The organism is Idiomarina sp., from assembly GCF_019431395.1.
In the GTDB taxonomy this organism is placed as follows: Bacteria; Pseudomonadota; Gammaproteobacteria; order Enterobacterales; family Alteromonadaceae; genus Idiomarina.
The window spans coordinates 2,232,367-2,247,603 of record NZ_CP080268.1 but is presented as its reverse complement, the minus strand read 5'-3'; the positions used below and the strand labels follow the sequence as shown (position 1 = coordinate 2,247,603).

Below are 15,237 nucleotides of genomic sequence, written 5' to 3'. Positions count from 1 at the left end.
GTTAACAGGAGAATCGTCATGGCCAGCGGTAAAGAGATAAAAACTCAGATCTCGAGTATCGGTAATACTCAGAAGATCACCAGTGCTATGGAAATGGTCGCTGCGTCTAAGATGAAAAAGGCGCAGGAACGTATGGAGGCAAGTCGCCCCTATGCGGATACCATTCGCAAGGTGATTGGTCATGTGGCGCGCGGTAACCTTGAATATCGTCATCCATTTATGGAAGAACGTCAGGTTAAACGTGTGGGTTACATCATTGTTTCTACCGACCGTGGTTTGTGTGGCGGCTTGAACGGTAATGAGTTCAAGAAAGTCGTTAAGCACGCAAACGAATGGAAAGAGCAAGATGTTGAAGCGGATTTTGCTGCTATAGGCAGTAAAGCAACCGGTTTCTTTAAGCGTTTTGGACCATTAAAAGCGCAATTTTCAGGTATGGGCGATAAACCCGAACTGAATGAAATCACCGGTTCTATCCAGGTTATGCTGGATGCTTTCGAAGAAGGCAAAATCGACCGCTTGTATGTTGTGTTTAACAAATTTGTGAACACGATGACCCAAGAGCCGACCATTCATCAATTGTTGCCATTGCCGCAAGCAGGTTCGGAAGAAGAAGTACAAACAGGTAGCTGGGACTATCTGTATGAGCCGAATCCAGAAAGTATCCTAGACACCCTTATTCGTCGCTTTGTAGAAATGCAGGTGTACCAAGGGGTGGTAGATAACTTCGCTAGCGAGCAAGCCGCTCGGATGATTGCGATGAAAGCCGCAACTGACAACGCCGAAGATATTATTGACCAGCTGCAGTTGCAGTATAACAAGGCGCGTCAGGCAGCAATTACGCAAGAAATTTCGGAAATCGTGTCCGGCGCCGAAGCGGTATAACGCGGCAACGGTAAACAGAATTGAAGAGTTAGAGGAAACGTCATGAGTCAAGGTAAGGTCGTACAAATTATCGGCGCCGTTGTGGATTTAGAATTTCCACAAGACGCTGTACCAAAAGTATACGACGCACTGAAAGTGACCGAAGGTGGTTTGGAAGGATTAGTTCTGGAAGTTCAGCAACAGCTGGGCGGCGGAATTGTCCGAGCCATCGCAATGGGTACAACTGACGGTTTGCGTCGTGGTATCACCGCGAAAAACTCAGGTGAGCCAATTATGGTGCCAGTGGGTAAGAAAACCCTCGGCCGTATTATGGATGTGTTGGGTAATCCAATCGATGAAGCGGGCCCAATTGGTGAAGAAGAGAAAATGTCTATTCACCGTGCCGCGCCAAGCTATGAAGAACAATCGAACACCAACGAGCTATTAGAAACCGGTATCAAAGTCATCGACTTGATTTGCCCGTTTGCTAAAGGTGGTAAAGTTGGTCTGTTTGGTGGTGCTGGTGTTGGTAAAACCGTTAACATGATGGAGCTTATTCGTAACATCGCTATCGAGCACAGCGGCTACTCAGTATTCGCGGGTGTTGGTGAGCGTACTCGTGAAGGTAACGACTTCTATCACGAGATGAACGATTCAAACGTTCTGGATAAAGTATCCCTGGTTTATGGTCAGATGAACGAGCCACCGGGTAACCGTTTACGTGTTGCTCTGACTGGTTTGACTATCGCAGAGAAATTCCGTGACGAAGGTCGCGACGTACTATTCTTCGTCGATAACATCTACCGTTACACACTGGCAGGTACTGAGGTATCAGCACTGTTAGGTCGTATGCCTTCAGCGGTTGGTTATCAGCCTACTCTTGCAGAAGAGATGGGTGTACTTCAGGAACGTATTACGTCAACGAAGACTGGTTCAATCACTTCAATCCAAGCGGTATACGTACCTGCGGATGACTTGACTGACCCATCTCCAGCGACAACCTTTGCTCACTTGGATGCGACTGTTGTATTGAACCGTGACATCGCGTCGTTGGGTATCTACCCTGCGGTTGACCCGTTGGATTCAACCTCACGTCAGTTGGACCCACAGGTTATTGGTGATGAGCACTACGATACGGCAATGGGTGTTCAGGAAGTACTTCAGCGTTATAAAGAACTGAAAGACATCATCGCGATTTTGGGTATGGACGAACTGTCTGAAGAAGACAAGTTGTCAGTATCTCGTGCGCGTAAGATTCAACGCTTCTTGTCGCAGCCATTCTTCGTTGCTGAAGTATTTACTGGTGCGCCAGGTAAATATGTATCGTTGAAAGATACCATTGCCGGCTTTAAAGGCATCTTGGACGGCGAGTATGACGATATGCCAGAGCAAGCTTTCTACATGGTTGGTACCATCGAAGAAGCGGTAGAAAAAGCCAAAAACCTGTAACCGACCGGGAGGTTTGAATGGCAACACAAACATTAAACTTGAGCGTTGTCAGTGCTGAAGAGAAATTATTCTCTGGTGCAGTACAAACAGTTCAGGTTTCTGGTAGCGAAGGTGAGCTGGGTATTTACCCGGGTCACGCGCCACTGCTGACAAAAATTAAGCCAGGTATGGTGCGTTTTGTTAGTGAAGCGGGTGATGAAGAGCTCATGTACGTTGCCGGTGGTGTATTAGAAGTTCAGCCAGGTGAGGTTATCGTTCTGGCGGATGTTGCGGTACGCGGCGACGAATTGGACGAGCAGGCAGCAGAAGCAGCGCGTAAGCGCGCTGAAGAAGCTATTGCCGACCAAAGTCACGACGTTACTTATGCAGAGGCTATTGCTGAACTATCTCGGGCTATGGCTCAACTTGAAGTTATTCGCAAACTTAGACGTTAAGTTTGTAATAAAGTTTAAAAGGCCTTGTTGTGTCTACAACAGGGCCTTTTTTGTCTGTAAACTATAGACATCAATCGTATTTAACGAAGTTAGATAATAAGGACATATCCCCATGAAACTCCGCGTCGTTATTTTGGCTGCAGGTAAAGGAACACGGATGCGTTCGGACCTGCCAAAAGTCTTGCATCAGGTTGCTAAAAAGCCCATGGTGCAGCACGTTATCGACTGCGCAAGAGCGCTAAACCCAGCGGCCATCGACTTGATTTATGGGCATGGAGGCGATCAGTTAAAAAGCCAAATCGTCGGTGACGATCTAAATTGGGTTGAACAAGCGGAACAACTTGGAACAGGCCACGCCGTTCAACAGGTTATTCCATTTATTCAGGACGATGAAAATGTTTTAGTGCTTTATGGGGATGTGCCTTTATTGACAGCAGAAACTGCACAACGTTTACTCGACGCGTCAGCTGACAAGGCGTTAGGTTTGTTGACGATGTACCTGAATAATCCTATGGGCTACGGCCGCATCATTCGTGACGAAGATGAACTCATTCAGGGTATTGTCGAACAAAAAGATGCGACACTGGACCAGTTGCGCATTAACGAAGTTAATACAGGCATCATGGCCGCCGATGGTGCTAAATTGAAGCAGTGGCTGCAGGATTTAAGTAATGACAACGCACAGAAAGAATATTATTTAACAGATGTTGTTGCTATGGCAGCAGAACAAGGCGTCCAAATTGCCTCTGCGCAGCCGGATGATACGGGCGAAGTCGAAGGCGCCAATAATCGTCAACAGTTGGCTACGTTAGAGCGAGCTTACCAATGGCGTTTAGCCGAGCAAGTCATGGCGGCCGGCGCAACCCTCATTGATCCTGCGCGTTTTGATTGCCGTGGTTCACTTAATGTCGGCTCGGACGTGGTTATCGACGTGAACGCTGTATTCGAGGGCGAAGTTAGGTTGGGTAATGGTGTTGTTGTTGAACCTAATTGTGTCATTAAAGATGCCGAGATAGGTGATGGAACCGTTGTCCGCGCTAATAGTCATATTGAAGGTGCTAAAGTAGCTTCCAATTGTAAGGTTGGTCCTTTTGCCCGTTTACGGCCGGGCGCCGAATTAGCTGACGAAGCCCAGGTTGGAAATTTTGTCGAAATGAAAAAAAGCCGTCTGGGTAAAGGCTCTAAAGCCAGTCATTTAACTTATTTGGGTGACACACAGGTAGGCGAATACGCAAATATCGGCGCCGGAACCATCACTTGCAATTATGATGGTGTGAATAAATCAACGACAGAAATTGGCGATGGCGCATTTATCGGTTCAAACAGCTCATTAGTTGCGCCGGTAAAAATTGGAAAACAGGCCACAGTGGGGGCAGGATCTGTAATTACCCGGGAAGTAGCAAATGAAGAACTTGCTGTAGCACGCGGCAAACAACGAAACATCAGTGGCTGGCAACGCCCTCAGAAAAAAGGAAGTTAATCTATGTGCGGTATTGTAGGAGCGACCTCAGAGCGTCGCGTAAGTGGTATCTTGTTGGAAGGACTTAAGCGGCTAGAGTACCGTGGTTATGATTCAGCCGGTGTTGCGGTTATCGATGCGGATAATCAATTACAAAGCACCCGCCGTACCGGTAAAGTCCAGGAACTCGCTGATGCTATGGAGCAGCAACCACTGGATGGAACCATTGGTATCGCACACACCCGCTGGGCGACACATGGCGGCGTTACTGAGGCGAACGCTCATCCTCATCTGTCTGAGGGAGAAATAGCCGTCGTCCATAACGGTATTATAGAAAATCATGAAAGCCTCCGAGAGCAATTACAAAGTTTGGGTTATGTTTTTAATAGCCAGACGGATACCGAAGTAATTGCTCACTTAATTCACCACGAACGTAAACAAAATCCGGATTTATTGGCGGCAGTAAAAGCTGCCGTACGTCAACTGGAAGGTGCTTATGGCACCGTCGTGATGGATACAAAAGATCCTGAGCGTCTTGTTGTTGCCCGCTCTGGTAGCCCGCTGGTAATCGGTCTGGGTATTGGTGAGAACTTTGTTGCGTCAGATCAGCTGGCGTTATTGCCGGTAACACGTAAGTTTATTTACTTAGAAGAAGGTGATGTCGCTGATATTACTCGCACCAGTGTGACTGTTTTTGACGAGGCTGATCAGCCGGTCGAGCGTGAGGTCGTTGAGTCTGATAGTACCTATGATGCCGGCGGAAAAGGACATTATCGTCACTTCATGTTGAAAGAAATACACGAACAGCCTATTGCTGTGCGTAATGCGCTTGAAGGCCGCTTGTCCGATTCAACAGTACTTGATGATGCCTTTGGTAAAGGCGCCAGCGAATTATTTAAAACTGTCGAGCATGTGCAAATTATTGCCTGCGGTACCAGTTACCACGCGGGTATGGTCGCGCGCTATTGGTTAGAAGCGTTGGCCAATGTCTCTTGTAGCGTCGAAATAGCCTCTGAGTTCCGCTATCGCAAATCCTACGTTCACCCGAACAGCCTGTTAGTGACGATTTCGCAAAGTGGCGAAACCGCAGATACCCTGGCCGCGCTGCGTTTGTCCAAAGAGCTGGGTTACACCGGCAGTTTGACCATTTGTAACGTCGCAACGTCGTCGATGGTACGTGAATCTGATCTTGCCTTTATGACCCGGGCTGGTGCAGAAATTGGCGTTGCATCGACAAAAGCGTTTACGACTCAATTAACAGGTTTGTTGATGTTAACCGTCGCCTTGGGTAAATACCGTGGTATGGCTGAACAGCAACAAGCGGCTATCGTAAAAGCGTTACAGGCACTTCCCGCTAAACTAGAGGAGGCCGTTGCGTTAGCGGACGAAATAGAAGCGTTGGCCCCTGATTTTGCCAATAAAAACCATAGTTTGTTCCTTGGACGCGGTAACCAGTACCCGATTGCCATGGAAGGAGCGCTGAAGCTTAAGGAAATTTCTTATATACATGCCGAAGCCTATGCTGCCGGGGAGTTAAAGCACGGGCCGTTGGCATTGATCGATGAAGAGATGCCGGTGATTGTAGTAGCGCCTAATAACGAGCTGTTAGAAAAGCTAAAATCTAACGTCGAAGAAGTTCGTGCCCGTGGCGGCTTGATGTATGTTTTTGCCGATAAAAATGCGCGCTTTAAGAGCGATGACACGCTAAACGTGCTTAATGTATGCCATTGCGACGAGATCGTTGCACCAATCGTCTATACCATTCCGTTGCAGTTATTGTCTTACTATGTTGCCATTATTAAAGGCACAGATGTTGACCAGCCCAGAAATCTGGCTAAGTCAGTCACTGTAGAATAAAAAGGGGCCTTGCGGCCCTTTTTTATTCTCTATACCTAAGTATTTAAACCTTACAAGGTGCTTGCCATACATCTGCGACGCTGGCGTTGTTCATTATCTACAACTTCACCAATAGCAAGAGTAACTTCCACCTGCTCACTAACAGCCTTGCCTGTTTCAACGTCAGCAATCCAGAGTGTGGCCTGGTTTTCTTCAATGTCTTTCTGGAAAACATAGGTATTGCCGGCTTCGAAATCACCTTTTAGCGTCGCATAGGCCTCTTTAGGCTTAGATTCGATATTGTTGAATGTCTGCGTGACTTTAGTTACCACGGTGTGCTCACCTGGGGCAAAGTCTCTTGCTGCCACAAAGTCACTTTCTTTGCCGTTATAGCAAAAATTGTAAACACGGACGGTTTGCGCTAACCCGTTATCGAGAAAATTTCTAAGGCGCCACTGCGAATCATCAGGTGAAGTAGTCACAGGAACGCTAGTGCAAGCACTTAACATAGATGCTCCGATTACGGCTGTAATTAACATTGAACGCGTCATAATTACCTCTGCTTTGCATTAAAAAACATGATGTTATAAAGGTACACTAGTGTATGTAAAAGATAATCCAAGTGACTTTGTGATTTTTTTGTTATCTTTGTAATATCAAGTAGGCAGAGCTTTCAACAATGAGGCAAATAGCATGGAACTTTTTGGTAGTTACACCTCCCCATTTGTGCGCCATATACGTATTGCTATGGCGGAAACAAAGACGGAGTTTTCGTTAACGGAAACTGATCACGAAATGAGTGCAAAATTAAATCCGGCCAAAAAAGTGCCTTTTTTGCATCACAAAGAAACGCGACTACATGATTCAAGTAGTATTTTAAAATATGTACGGGAAAAAGCCGGAGAGCGCTATTTTCCAGACGTAAAAGATTATGATCAGTATTGTTTGGTTAATACTGCACTTGATGCGGGTATTAATCTTTTTCTACTTGAACAGCAAGGTGTTACACCTGATAACAATACCTACATGCAGCGACAAAAATCGCGGGTTGAGGAAATTCTTCAGCTAATGGAGAGTAAAAAACACGCGGTGGCTTATGAAGGGCCGCACCCGTTTAGTGACGGAGAATTACGATTGGGCTGTTTTTTAAGTTGGGGACTCTTTCGTAACCGCATCAGTCTGGGTGAGTATCCGCAATTGCAGGCATTCGTTGATAAACTCAACGATTACCCGCTATTCGCAGACACACACCCCGAGGTACGGCCGTCTGTTACGGAATAAGTTTGGCTGATTTTTCCGGGATTTCTTCGTTTAATAATTGATTATTCATGGAGTAGTCGACGGGCACATCGATAAGGTGCACACCGCCCTGCTCCATGCATTGCTTAATCAGCGGTTGTAATTCGTCTGTTGCCGACAATCGGTAGCCTTTAGCACCGTAGGCATCGGCGTACTTGATAAAGTCGGGGTTGTTAAAATCCAGACCAAAGTCACTGAGTCCCATGTGTTGTTGTTTCCACTTGATCATGCCGTAAGCGCTATCGTTCAGTAGCAGTACAATAAGATCTTGTTTTAACCGAACCGCAGTTTCGATTTCTTGCGAGTTCATCATAAATCCGCCATCGCCGCAGATGGATATAACCTGTTTTTCCGGAAACACGAGTTTGGCTGCCATTGCTGATGGTAACCCTGCGCCCATTGAAGCAAGAGCGTTGTCGAGCAAAACGGTATTAGGCTGACGAGCCGGATAATTGCGAGCAAACCAGATTTTATAGATACCGTTGTCTAGCGCTATGATGCCATCATCAGGCATAACTTCTCGCACCTCTTCGACCAAACGCTGGGGTAACATTGGGAATCTATCGTCGTTGGCCCCCTCGTCGGTGTGGTCTAGCATGTGATCACGCACTTTCAACATAAAGTCAAAATTCCAATGTGGCTGCGGCTCAATTCCTTCTTTTAATTGCCAAATACTATTACCGATATCACCAATCATACTGGCATGAGGGAAATAAACAGAGTCGACTTGAGCGCTCTGGAAGTTGATGTGAACCACTTTGCGCTTGTCATTGGCCTGTGAACGCATCATAAAGGGTGGTTTCTCAACAACGTCATGGCCAACATTAAGAATCAGGTCGGCTTGTTCTATTGCTCGGTGAGGATAATCTCCATCCGAAACAGCAGCATTACCTAGCCAGCCTGGATGGTCTTCGTTAATCACGCCCTTACCCATTTGTGTGGTGATAAAGGGGATTCCTGTTTTGTCGACAAATGCGCGTAGCATTTTAGCGGTTATTTTTCGGTTAGCGGCTGCGCCGATAAGTAGCAAAGGATGTTTTGACTCTTTAAGTAAAGACAAAACGTGACGAACGGCCTTATCTTCAGCAATAGGTCTGCGAGAGTAGCTCGGCTCGATTGGAAATGAATCAACATCTTCGCTAGCGACATCGTCGGAAAGTTCCAGGTGTGAAGCTCCGGGACGTTCCTCTTCAGCTCGACGAAAGGCTTCGCGAACATGCGCAGGAATACTCTTCGCGCTGATGATGGGTTGTGTATATTTAGTGATAGGGGTCATCATGTCGACCACGTCAATAATTTGGAACTGTCCTTGCTGCCGTTCTTTGATGGGCTTCTGACCGGTAATAACAACCATCGGCATAGCTCCGAGTTGAGCGTAAGCAACCGGAGTAACAAGGTTGGTGGCGCCCGGCCCAAGCGTTGATAGACAAACGCCAGGTTTGCCGGTTAAGCGACCATAGGTTGCAGCCATAAATCCGGCAGCTTGTTCATGACGGGTTATAATAAGTTTTATTGACGACTTTGATAGTGACTCGAGCAAGTCGAGATTTTCCTCACCGGGAATACCAAAAATATATTCTACGCCTTCATTTTCAAGCGCTTTTACCATCAGATCCGATGCTTTCACGTCGCTTTCTCCTTGCGTATAAAAGATATGTATTAACAGCGTACGTAAAGCATAGGCTATATGATCAAAAAAGGCGGCTAAGAGCCGCCTTTTGTTCTCTGTCGCAAAGCACTAGTTACGAGTTGCCGTCACCTGTCATTTCCTGAAGGCGGTTGCGCAATTCTTCGTCATTCTGAGCTTGTTGAATGATAGAGTTGTATTCTTGCGGCGTCAGGCCTGCATCTTCAACAGCAGCAATCATTTCTTCCTGTGCAGATTGTTGAATTGTGCGTGCTTGCTCTTGGTTTTCAGCATTCTGGAATTTTTCACGGTATTTTTGAGTAACGCCTTGTACTTCTTCCATTGCCGCAACAAACTTGACCAGCATACCTTCTGTCACTTCAACTTGCTGTTGCATTTGTTGTTGCGCCTGGCCCTGAGCTTGGCCCTGCTGCTGAGCGATAGCGGCTGTTGAACCAAAGATCATTACGGTTGCTAATGCTAATAGTGTCTTTTTCATAATAAGCTCCTAGATTTATTTTCTGGAATTAATTTTGCTCATCTACACTGTAGCGAAGACCATGCCAACTTATTAAGCTTTTGAAAAATAAGAGTTTTAATTATATCTAGGCATTATGTTTGGTTACTCGACTAAATAAGTGTATCGTTTTGATACACTCTGGGAGTTGTTAATGACAAAAAGATACAGTTTTAATCTGTCTAGCCTGCAAAAGCGATTACTTATTTATGTTGTTGTGCCGATGGTCGTGATCTCAGGTCTCGCAATTAGCTTTGGGTTACAGTTAATTGCGGATCAGGAAGAAAAACGATTAAAAGCTGACCTGGAATTATTGGGGCGCGCAATTAGTTTACCGATAAGTGATGCACTATTAACTAACGACCTCAGGACGGTTAAAGCCAATCTGGATTCTGTTTTTTCTATCGGACGCGTCTATGGTGCATCCGTATACAACGTAAAGGGTCAGCAGGTTGCTGAAGCTGGAATCACCGAAACAGATTTGTCTAACAGTTTTTTGGCACAACAAACGGTTAAAACGGGAGTCACTCAGGATGATTACCGGCGGGTCGAAGGTAAAGACGTATTCTCCCAATTTATGCCAATTATTGATCGAGGTGGTCGCATCATAGGCTTGCTGCAAATTAACCGAAAAGCCAGTGATTTTGATGACCGGTTTGAGCAGCTGAGTCAGGTTGCCTGGCTCAGTTGGGCTGCGTTTGGGGCAATTACTTTTGCGGTATTAATATTTGGGCACTTTAGAGGTGTTGGGCGCCATGTCGTTGAGTTAAAAAATGCGATGCGAAAGGTTGCGGAGGGTGATAGAGCAATTCGAGTTGCGCCCAATGGGCCCAGTGAAATTGCTGAAATAGGTATCGGTTTGAATCGTATGCTGGATAGCATTTCACTGGCAGAACAAGAGCTTGAAAGCCGACGTAAAGAGGAAGAACGTTTACAACAAGCGCTGCGGGAACAGGAAAAAATGGCTGCAATAGGGAGTGTAGCCAGCGGCGTTGCGCACGAGCTTGGCGCACCCTTAACTGTTATTGATGCTCGCGCAAAACGTCTACTTAAGCGGATGCCTGATGAAGATGACCGGCGTCAACTAGAAGCCGTTAGAGGGCAAGTTCAGCGTCTAACGGGTCTGGTTAATCAGCTGCTTGCGTTCTCCAGAACCCCGGTATCAGAAAGGGTTTCAGTAGAAATAAATGAAATACTACAGCGAGCAATAAAAGCCTTGAGCTACGAGCGCGATAGCGATGGTATAAATATAGTAATAGATTCCACTGAACAGGCGAACGTTGCAGTCGACATAAAACGATTTGAACTGGCTTTGGTCAACGTCTTACGTAATGCATTGCAAGCCGCCATCAATGAAATCCGCGTAACTGTAGAAGTTAATGAGATGGTGGAGATCAATATACTGGATGACGGAGCCGGTATAGATGAGTCAATAAAAAATGATGCTACGCAACCATTTAAAAGTACCAAGCCACAAGGCAAGGGAACGGGCTTAGGACTTACAATTGTCAGTCATGTAATGAATGACCATAGTGGTTCAATGAAGCTTGATAACTCGTCTCAGGGTGGTTGTTGTGTGCGTTTGTTGTTGCCTAAGTCTGAGGGAAATAAAAATGAGCAGAGGTAAGGCCCATGTTGCGGTAGTTGAAGACGATCCGGCGCTAAATGAATTGTTAGTCGAGGAGCTCGCGGCGGAAGGGTATCAAGTGAGCCACTTTGGTACGGTAGAGGATTTTCTGCTGGCGAGTCTAGATTGTGATGTCGTGGTCAGTGATATTCGCCTTCCCGGAGCGTCAGGCTTATCTTTGCTAGAGACGGTTCAACAGCAAAGTACGCCCCCGGCAGTATTACTGATTACCGCCTTTGGTACGGTGGACCAAGCTGTGGACGCGTTAAAGCATGGAGCGGCGGACTTCTTAACTAAGCCTTTGGACGTCGAGCATTTACTTTTAAGCGTGCAACGCATTCTTGAACACCGAAACTTAAAGCAACAGCTCAAGCGATTTAAGTCAGAACAGACGGGTCCGGGCGGGATGATTGGTCAGAGTCCGGCCATGCGCAAACTCTACAGTCAAATAGAGCAGATTGCTAAAGTTGACGGCAGTGTGCTTATTTTGGGCGAGAGCGGCACGGGTAAAGAGCTTGTGGCGAACGCTATTCATCAGCTAAGCGATAGATCGGACAAACCTTTTCAGGCAGTAAATTGTGCAGGAATTCCAGCTGAGCTGATGGAAAGTGAGTTTTTTGGTCATGAAGCGGGTTCGTTTACCGGTGCAAAAGGTAAGCGTAACGGTTTATTGAAACAGGCCGACGGTGGCACGTTGTTGTTAGACGAAATTGGTGAAATGCCAATGGCGTTACAGGCTAAACTGCTTCGTGTCCTTCAGGAAGGAACCCTCAGAGCGGTAGGAAGTGACAAAGAGGAGCATGTTAACGTACGAATTCTTGCAGCCACGCATCAGGACTTAGAGAAAAAAGTTGAAAATGGTAGTTTTAGACAAGACTTATTTTATCGGTTAGAGACATTTTCTATCCGAGTTCCGGCATTGAGAGAGCGTGGTGAAGATATCGAACGGTTGGTCAGGCATTTTGCTAATGATATTGACAGCGATGCGCTTGAGCTACTTTATCGATACCCGTTCCCCGGCAATGTTCGGGAGTTGCAAAACGCGATAGAGCGAGCTGTTGCGTTTAGTCAGGATGGTGAAGTCCATGCCGAGAATTTGCCGCAGCGTATCACTGAATTTGAAGCCGAAAATGAAGCTGAATCGGTGACTCCGGCGAGCCGATGGCCAACCCTCAACGAAATGCAGGAAGATTATATTAAAAAGGTGTTGGCGCATGTGCAGGGAAACAAATCAAAAGCTGCCGAAGTTTTAGGTGTTACCCGCCGGACACTCTACCGTTGGCTTGAAGATTCAGGTGATCGGGAAGCGGACTAAATTCGTAAGTTTGATGACACAGAGCGGTAGTAAAGGAGACAGTAGTGAAAATTTTAATGGTACTTACATCGCACGATAAACTCGGCGATACCGACAATAAAACCGGTTTTTGGATAGAGGAATTTGCCGCCCCTTATTACGTATTCACTGATGCTGGCGCTGAAGTCACACTGGCATCACCTAAAGGCGGGCAGCCGCCAATTGATCCAAACAGCCAGGGAGAAGATGCGCAAACCGAAGCAACTCACCGTTTTGATAAAGACGATAAGGCGCAACATAAACTTGCGACAACGTGCAAATTGGACGAAGTACAGGTAGACGATTTTGATGCCATCTTTTATCCCGGCGGACACGGACCGTTGTGGGACTTAACCAACGATCAACAGTCGATTCATTTGATTGAACAGTTTTGGAGTAAGGGTAAACCTGTTTCTGCTGTGTGCCATGCGCCAGCGGTACTGCTTAATGCCAAAACCCCATCAGGGGATCCAATTGTTCAGGGCCGTACCGTAACAGGTTTTAGTAACAGCGAAGAGGAAGCGGTAGGTTTAACAAGCGTTGTTCCTTTCTTGTTAGAGGACGAACTTGGTAATAAAGGCGGCCATTATCGAAAAGTTGATGATTGGCAGGCTTACGCTGTGCAGGACGGTATGTTGATTACCGGGCAAAATCCTGCGTCGTCAGAGCAGACAGCAGAGCGACTGCTGGATGTATTAAGAGCAATGGTTTAACCATTGCTCTTAAATCTATTTAACTGACAAAATCTAAAAGCGTCGGGTCCACTTTAACCCGACGCTAAGCTGCCGACCTACGGCTGGCTCAAAGGCTCGCCCACTGCCCTGATTAACCACTACGGCACCCACATAGCTTTTATCGCTTATGTTATCGACTAAAAGCCAGCCCTTTAGTTGATGCTCTCCAATTTGCCAGGATTTGCGCAATGCGGCATCAAAAACAGTATAACTGGGAGCTGACACGGTATTTTCATCAGCGGTGAACGTGTTACCTCTATAACGCGCGGATAATTGTAGCTGCCATTGTTGTGCTAAATCGTAATTTAAACGGGCAAAGGCCTGTTGCTCCGCAACGCCGGGAAGCGTATTACCACGAAGCGACCCCGAGTCAAACACAGCGCTAATATCGGTGTAAGACACCCATGCATTAAGACGCTCCGTGATATCCCCTTCGAGCGATAGCTCAAAACCATCGCGTGATGTTTGTGCGGCATTTCGATACGTCGTGCGGCCATCATTTGACTGATCAACAAGAATTTCGTTGTTGCTTTGAATGTCAAAGTATGACAAGCCAAGTCGCCAGTCATCAGCTAATATCGCTTTTAAGCCTGCTTCATATTGACTATTGGTTGAAGGGGCTAGATTTCGATTAAGGCCTGAGCCTTCATTTCTATAAGCCAGCTCTGTTAACGTGGGCGTTTCAAAGCCTTCGCCATAACTGACATAGGCACTGACTTTTTCAGTTGCCTGCCACGTTAGCGCCGCCGCACTCGAGAGTTCATCAAATGTTCTGCTACCGCTGTCATCAGGGTTTTCTGCGGTAATGTAGCTATCAGTAACGCGGTAATCAATATCGTTATAGCGCAACCCACCGTCAAGTTGCCAATTAGGTGCCAACTGCCAGGCTATGCGGCCATATAGACTGCGGCTGTCGATATGATTAAATTCATCACGTCTAAGATCTCCTCGTTCTCCGCTATCGTTGACCAAACCAAAGCGATGATCCTGCTGTCTTTCGTCTATCCAGCCGGCACTAACATCAACATGGTTGTTTAGTGACCAGTTAGCAAAAGCATGAAGCCCCTCAAACTGGCGAGACAGGTCAATCACAGCACCTGAACTCGTTGCGTCAGCGCCGGAGAACGGTAAAAACTGGACGATATCGCGATCACCCTGCCATGCTGATACACGATAAGTTGCATTATTGCGCTCAAGCTCCCAACTTAATGAGCCCTGGCGATGATGAATACTTTTTCGGGTATTAAAATCGATAGCGCGTTGCACCGTTTGCTCAGGATCTTCACGCCACGCGGAAGGTGTCAATGCGCTGGGATCCTGCAATAGAGGCGCGTAATTATTATCGTAGCGAACGATAAGGCGCTGAGAATCGGAAATATCCATGTACCAACGAAATGCCTGCTGTTCACGTTCGGCACTGTTATGAGGACGAGGACCATCAGTTTGAAAATCTGAAGCCATTAACTTGAACTGGTGTGTGTCCCCGACGTACTGCAGATCAGCGGTATAGCGCTGTAGATTATCTGCTGACTGCTGTGTTGCAAAACTAATAGAAGATAGCTGTGGTGCCAGGCTTTGCCATTCAACGACGCCTCCGCCTGAATTGCCATATAACACGGCTAGAGGACCACGCAACACTTCAACACTGTGCGCATCATCCAGCATAATACTACTAGTCTGGGCTTGTCCGTCCGGCATTGATAACGGAATACCATCGATATTAAGTTGTAGACCGCGAACACCGAATGCAGCGCGCGATCCAAAGCCACGAATAACGATGCGCGTATCCTGCGCATAATTGTAGCGGCTGTCAGCCTGTATGCCGGGAATTCCCTCAAGTAAGTCGCCTGCATCAATGTTGAGTGTTGGTAGTTGGCGATCACGTGAAACACGAGTAACTGAGGCAGGCGTTGTTAACCAGGACTGCTGCGTTTGTGTTGCAGTCACGACGACCCGTTCATCGATTTTGTCTGTCGCCGACGCCATTTGGGCATGACTGACGGGTATGCAATAAAATGGGGTTGCCAATAACGGCAACCCCAATGGTTTAAAATACTTCAT

The 15,237-nt window shown here is 46.8% G+C and carries 13 protein-coding genes; 9 read left to right on the top strand and 4 right to left on the bottom strand.

The features are described 5' to 3' along the window. Window positions 1-18: 18 nt before the first annotated feature. From atpG to glmS, 5 genes are all read left to right on the top strand, one after another. Window positions 19-882 carry a F0F1 ATP synthase subunit gamma gene (gene atpG / locus KZ771_RS10840; protein WP_133540670.1) on the top strand — a complete coding sequence of 288 codons (864 nt, stop codon included), beginning with the start codon at window positions 19-21 and terminating at the stop codon, window positions 880-882. 42 nt (window positions 883-924) lie between these two features. Then, window positions 925-2,310 (top strand): F0F1 ATP synthase subunit beta, encoded by a 1,386-nt coding sequence (atpD, locus tag KZ771_RS10835; protein WP_290653432.1) that lies wholly within the window; start codon window positions 925-927, stop codon window positions 2,308-2,310. Window positions 2,311-2,327: 17 nt separating this feature from the next. Next, a complete protein-coding gene (locus KZ771_RS10830) occupies window positions 2,328-2,744 on the top strand; it encodes a F0F1 ATP synthase subunit epsilon (protein WP_133540672.1) in 417 nt (138 codons plus the stop codon). Between the two features lie 112 nt (window positions 2,745-2,856). Next, complete coding sequence (gene glmU / locus KZ771_RS10825) at window positions 2,857-4,224, top strand: bifunctional UDP-N-acetylglucosamine diphosphorylase/glucosamine-1-phosphate N-acetyltransferase GlmU (protein WP_290653429.1); 1,368 nt, start codon at window positions 2,857-2,859, stop codon at window positions 4,222-4,224. Between the two features lie 3 nt (window positions 4,225-4,227). Next, window positions 4,228-6,060, top strand: a complete 1,833-nt coding sequence (glmS, locus tag KZ771_RS10820; protein ID WP_290653427.1) for a glutamine--fructose-6-phosphate transaminase (isomerizing) — start codon at window positions 4,228-4,230, stop codon at window positions 6,058-6,060. Window positions 6,061-6,110: 50 nt separating this feature from the next. Here the strand turns inward: glmS and KZ771_RS10815 are convergent, their stop codons facing one another. Continuing rightward, window positions 6,111-6,590 carry a hypothetical protein gene (locus KZ771_RS10815; RefSeq protein ID WP_290653425.1) on the bottom strand — a complete coding sequence of 160 codons (480 nt, stop codon included), beginning with the start codon at window positions 6,588-6,590 and terminating at the stop codon, window positions 6,111-6,113. A 142-nt stretch (window positions 6,591-6,732) separates the two neighbouring features. On the opposite strand from KZ771_RS10815, the gene KZ771_RS10810 reads away from it, so the two are divergent. Continuing rightward, window positions 6,733-7,320: a glutathione S-transferase family protein gene (locus KZ771_RS10810; protein ID WP_133540977.1), complete on the top strand. Its 588-nt coding sequence runs from the start codon at window positions 6,733-6,735 to the stop codon at window positions 7,318-7,320. Here the strand turns inward: KZ771_RS10810 and KZ771_RS10805 are convergent. Further along, window positions 7,310-8,965: an acetolactate synthase large subunit gene (locus KZ771_RS10805; protein WP_290653423.1), complete on the bottom strand. Its 1,656-nt coding sequence runs from the start codon at window positions 8,963-8,965 to the stop codon at window positions 7,310-7,312. The two genes, KZ771_RS10810 and KZ771_RS10805, sit on opposite strands and share 11 nt — an antisense overlap. A 115-nt stretch (window positions 8,966-9,080) precedes the next feature. Then, a complete protein-coding gene (locus tag KZ771_RS10800) occupies window positions 9,081-9,464 on the bottom strand; it encodes a DUF4168 domain-containing protein (protein ID WP_290653421.1) in 384 nt (127 codons plus the stop codon). A 172-nt stretch (window positions 9,465-9,636) separates the two neighbouring features. On the opposite strand from KZ771_RS10800, the gene KZ771_RS10795 reads away from it, so the two are divergent. Genes KZ771_RS10795 through KZ771_RS10785 form a run of 3 tightly spaced genes read left to right on the top strand, consistent with a single transcriptional unit; the run spans window position 9,637 to window position 13,155 of the window. Then, window positions 9,637-11,109 (top strand): ATP-binding protein, encoded by a 1,473-nt coding sequence (locus KZ771_RS10795; protein ID WP_290653419.1) that lies wholly within the window; start codon window positions 9,637-9,639, stop codon window positions 11,107-11,109. Further along, entirely contained in the window at window positions 11,096-12,424 is a 1,329-nt protein-coding gene (locus KZ771_RS10790; protein WP_290570673.1) for a sigma-54 dependent transcriptional regulator, read from the top strand. The genes KZ771_RS10795 and KZ771_RS10790 overlap by 14 nt, the downstream gene beginning before the upstream one ends. 44 nt (window positions 12,425-12,468) lie before the next feature. Then, on the top strand, window positions 12,469-13,155 hold the full coding sequence (locus KZ771_RS10785; protein ID WP_133540757.1) for a type 1 glutamine amidotransferase domain-containing protein: 687 nt from the start codon (window positions 12,469-12,471) through the stop codon (window positions 13,153-13,155). Window positions 13,156-13,188: 33 nt separating this feature from the next. Here the strand turns inward: KZ771_RS10785 and KZ771_RS10780 are convergent, their stop codons facing one another. After that, window positions 13,189-15,237 carry a TonB-dependent receptor gene (locus tag KZ771_RS10780; RefSeq protein ID WP_290653417.1) on the bottom strand — a complete coding sequence of 683 codons (2,049 nt, stop codon included), beginning with the start codon at window positions 15,235-15,237 and terminating at the stop codon, window positions 13,189-13,191.

What these genes read in the sequence shown, in the direction of transcription:
- KZ771_RS10830 (WP_133540672.1), top strand. Translation starts at nt 2,328, where the DNA reads ATGGCAACACAAACATTAAACTTGAGCGTTGTCAGTGCTGAAGAGAAA.
- glmS (WP_290653427.1), top strand. Translation starts at nt 4,228, where the DNA reads ATGTGCGGTATTGTAGGAGCGACCTCAGAGCGTCGCGTAAGTGGTATC.
- KZ771_RS10790 (WP_290570673.1), top strand. Translation starts at nt 11,096, where the DNA reads ATGAGCAGAGGTAAGGCCCATGTTGCGGTAGTTGAAGACGATCCGGCG.
- KZ771_RS10780 (WP_290653417.1), bottom strand. Translation starts at nt 15,237, where the DNA reads ATGAAGTATTTTAAACCATTGGGGTTGCCGTTATTGGCAACCCCATTT.
- glmU (WP_290653429.1), top strand. Translation starts at nt 2,857, where the DNA reads ATGAAACTCCGCGTCGTTATTTTGGCTGCAGGTAAAGGAACACGGATG.
- atpD (WP_290653432.1), top strand. Translation starts at nt 925, where the DNA reads ATGAGTCAAGGTAAGGTCGTACAAATTATCGGCGCCGTTGTGGATTTA.
- KZ771_RS10800 (WP_290653421.1), bottom strand. Translation starts at nt 9,464, where the DNA reads ATGAAAAAGACACTATTAGCATTAGCAACCGTAATGATCTTTGGTTCA.
- KZ771_RS10795 (WP_290653419.1), top strand. Translation starts at nt 9,637, where the DNA reads ATGACAAAAAGATACAGTTTTAATCTGTCTAGCCTGCAAAAGCGATTA.
- KZ771_RS10810 (WP_133540977.1), top strand. Translation starts at nt 6,733, where the DNA reads ATGGAACTTTTTGGTAGTTACACCTCCCCATTTGTGCGCCATATACGT.
- KZ771_RS10815 (WP_290653425.1), bottom strand. Translation starts at nt 6,590, where the DNA reads ATGACGCGTTCAATGTTAATTACAGCCGTAATCGGAGCATCTATGTTA.
- atpG (WP_133540670.1), top strand. Translation starts at nt 19, where the DNA reads ATGGCCAGCGGTAAAGAGATAAAAACTCAGATCTCGAGTATCGGTAAT.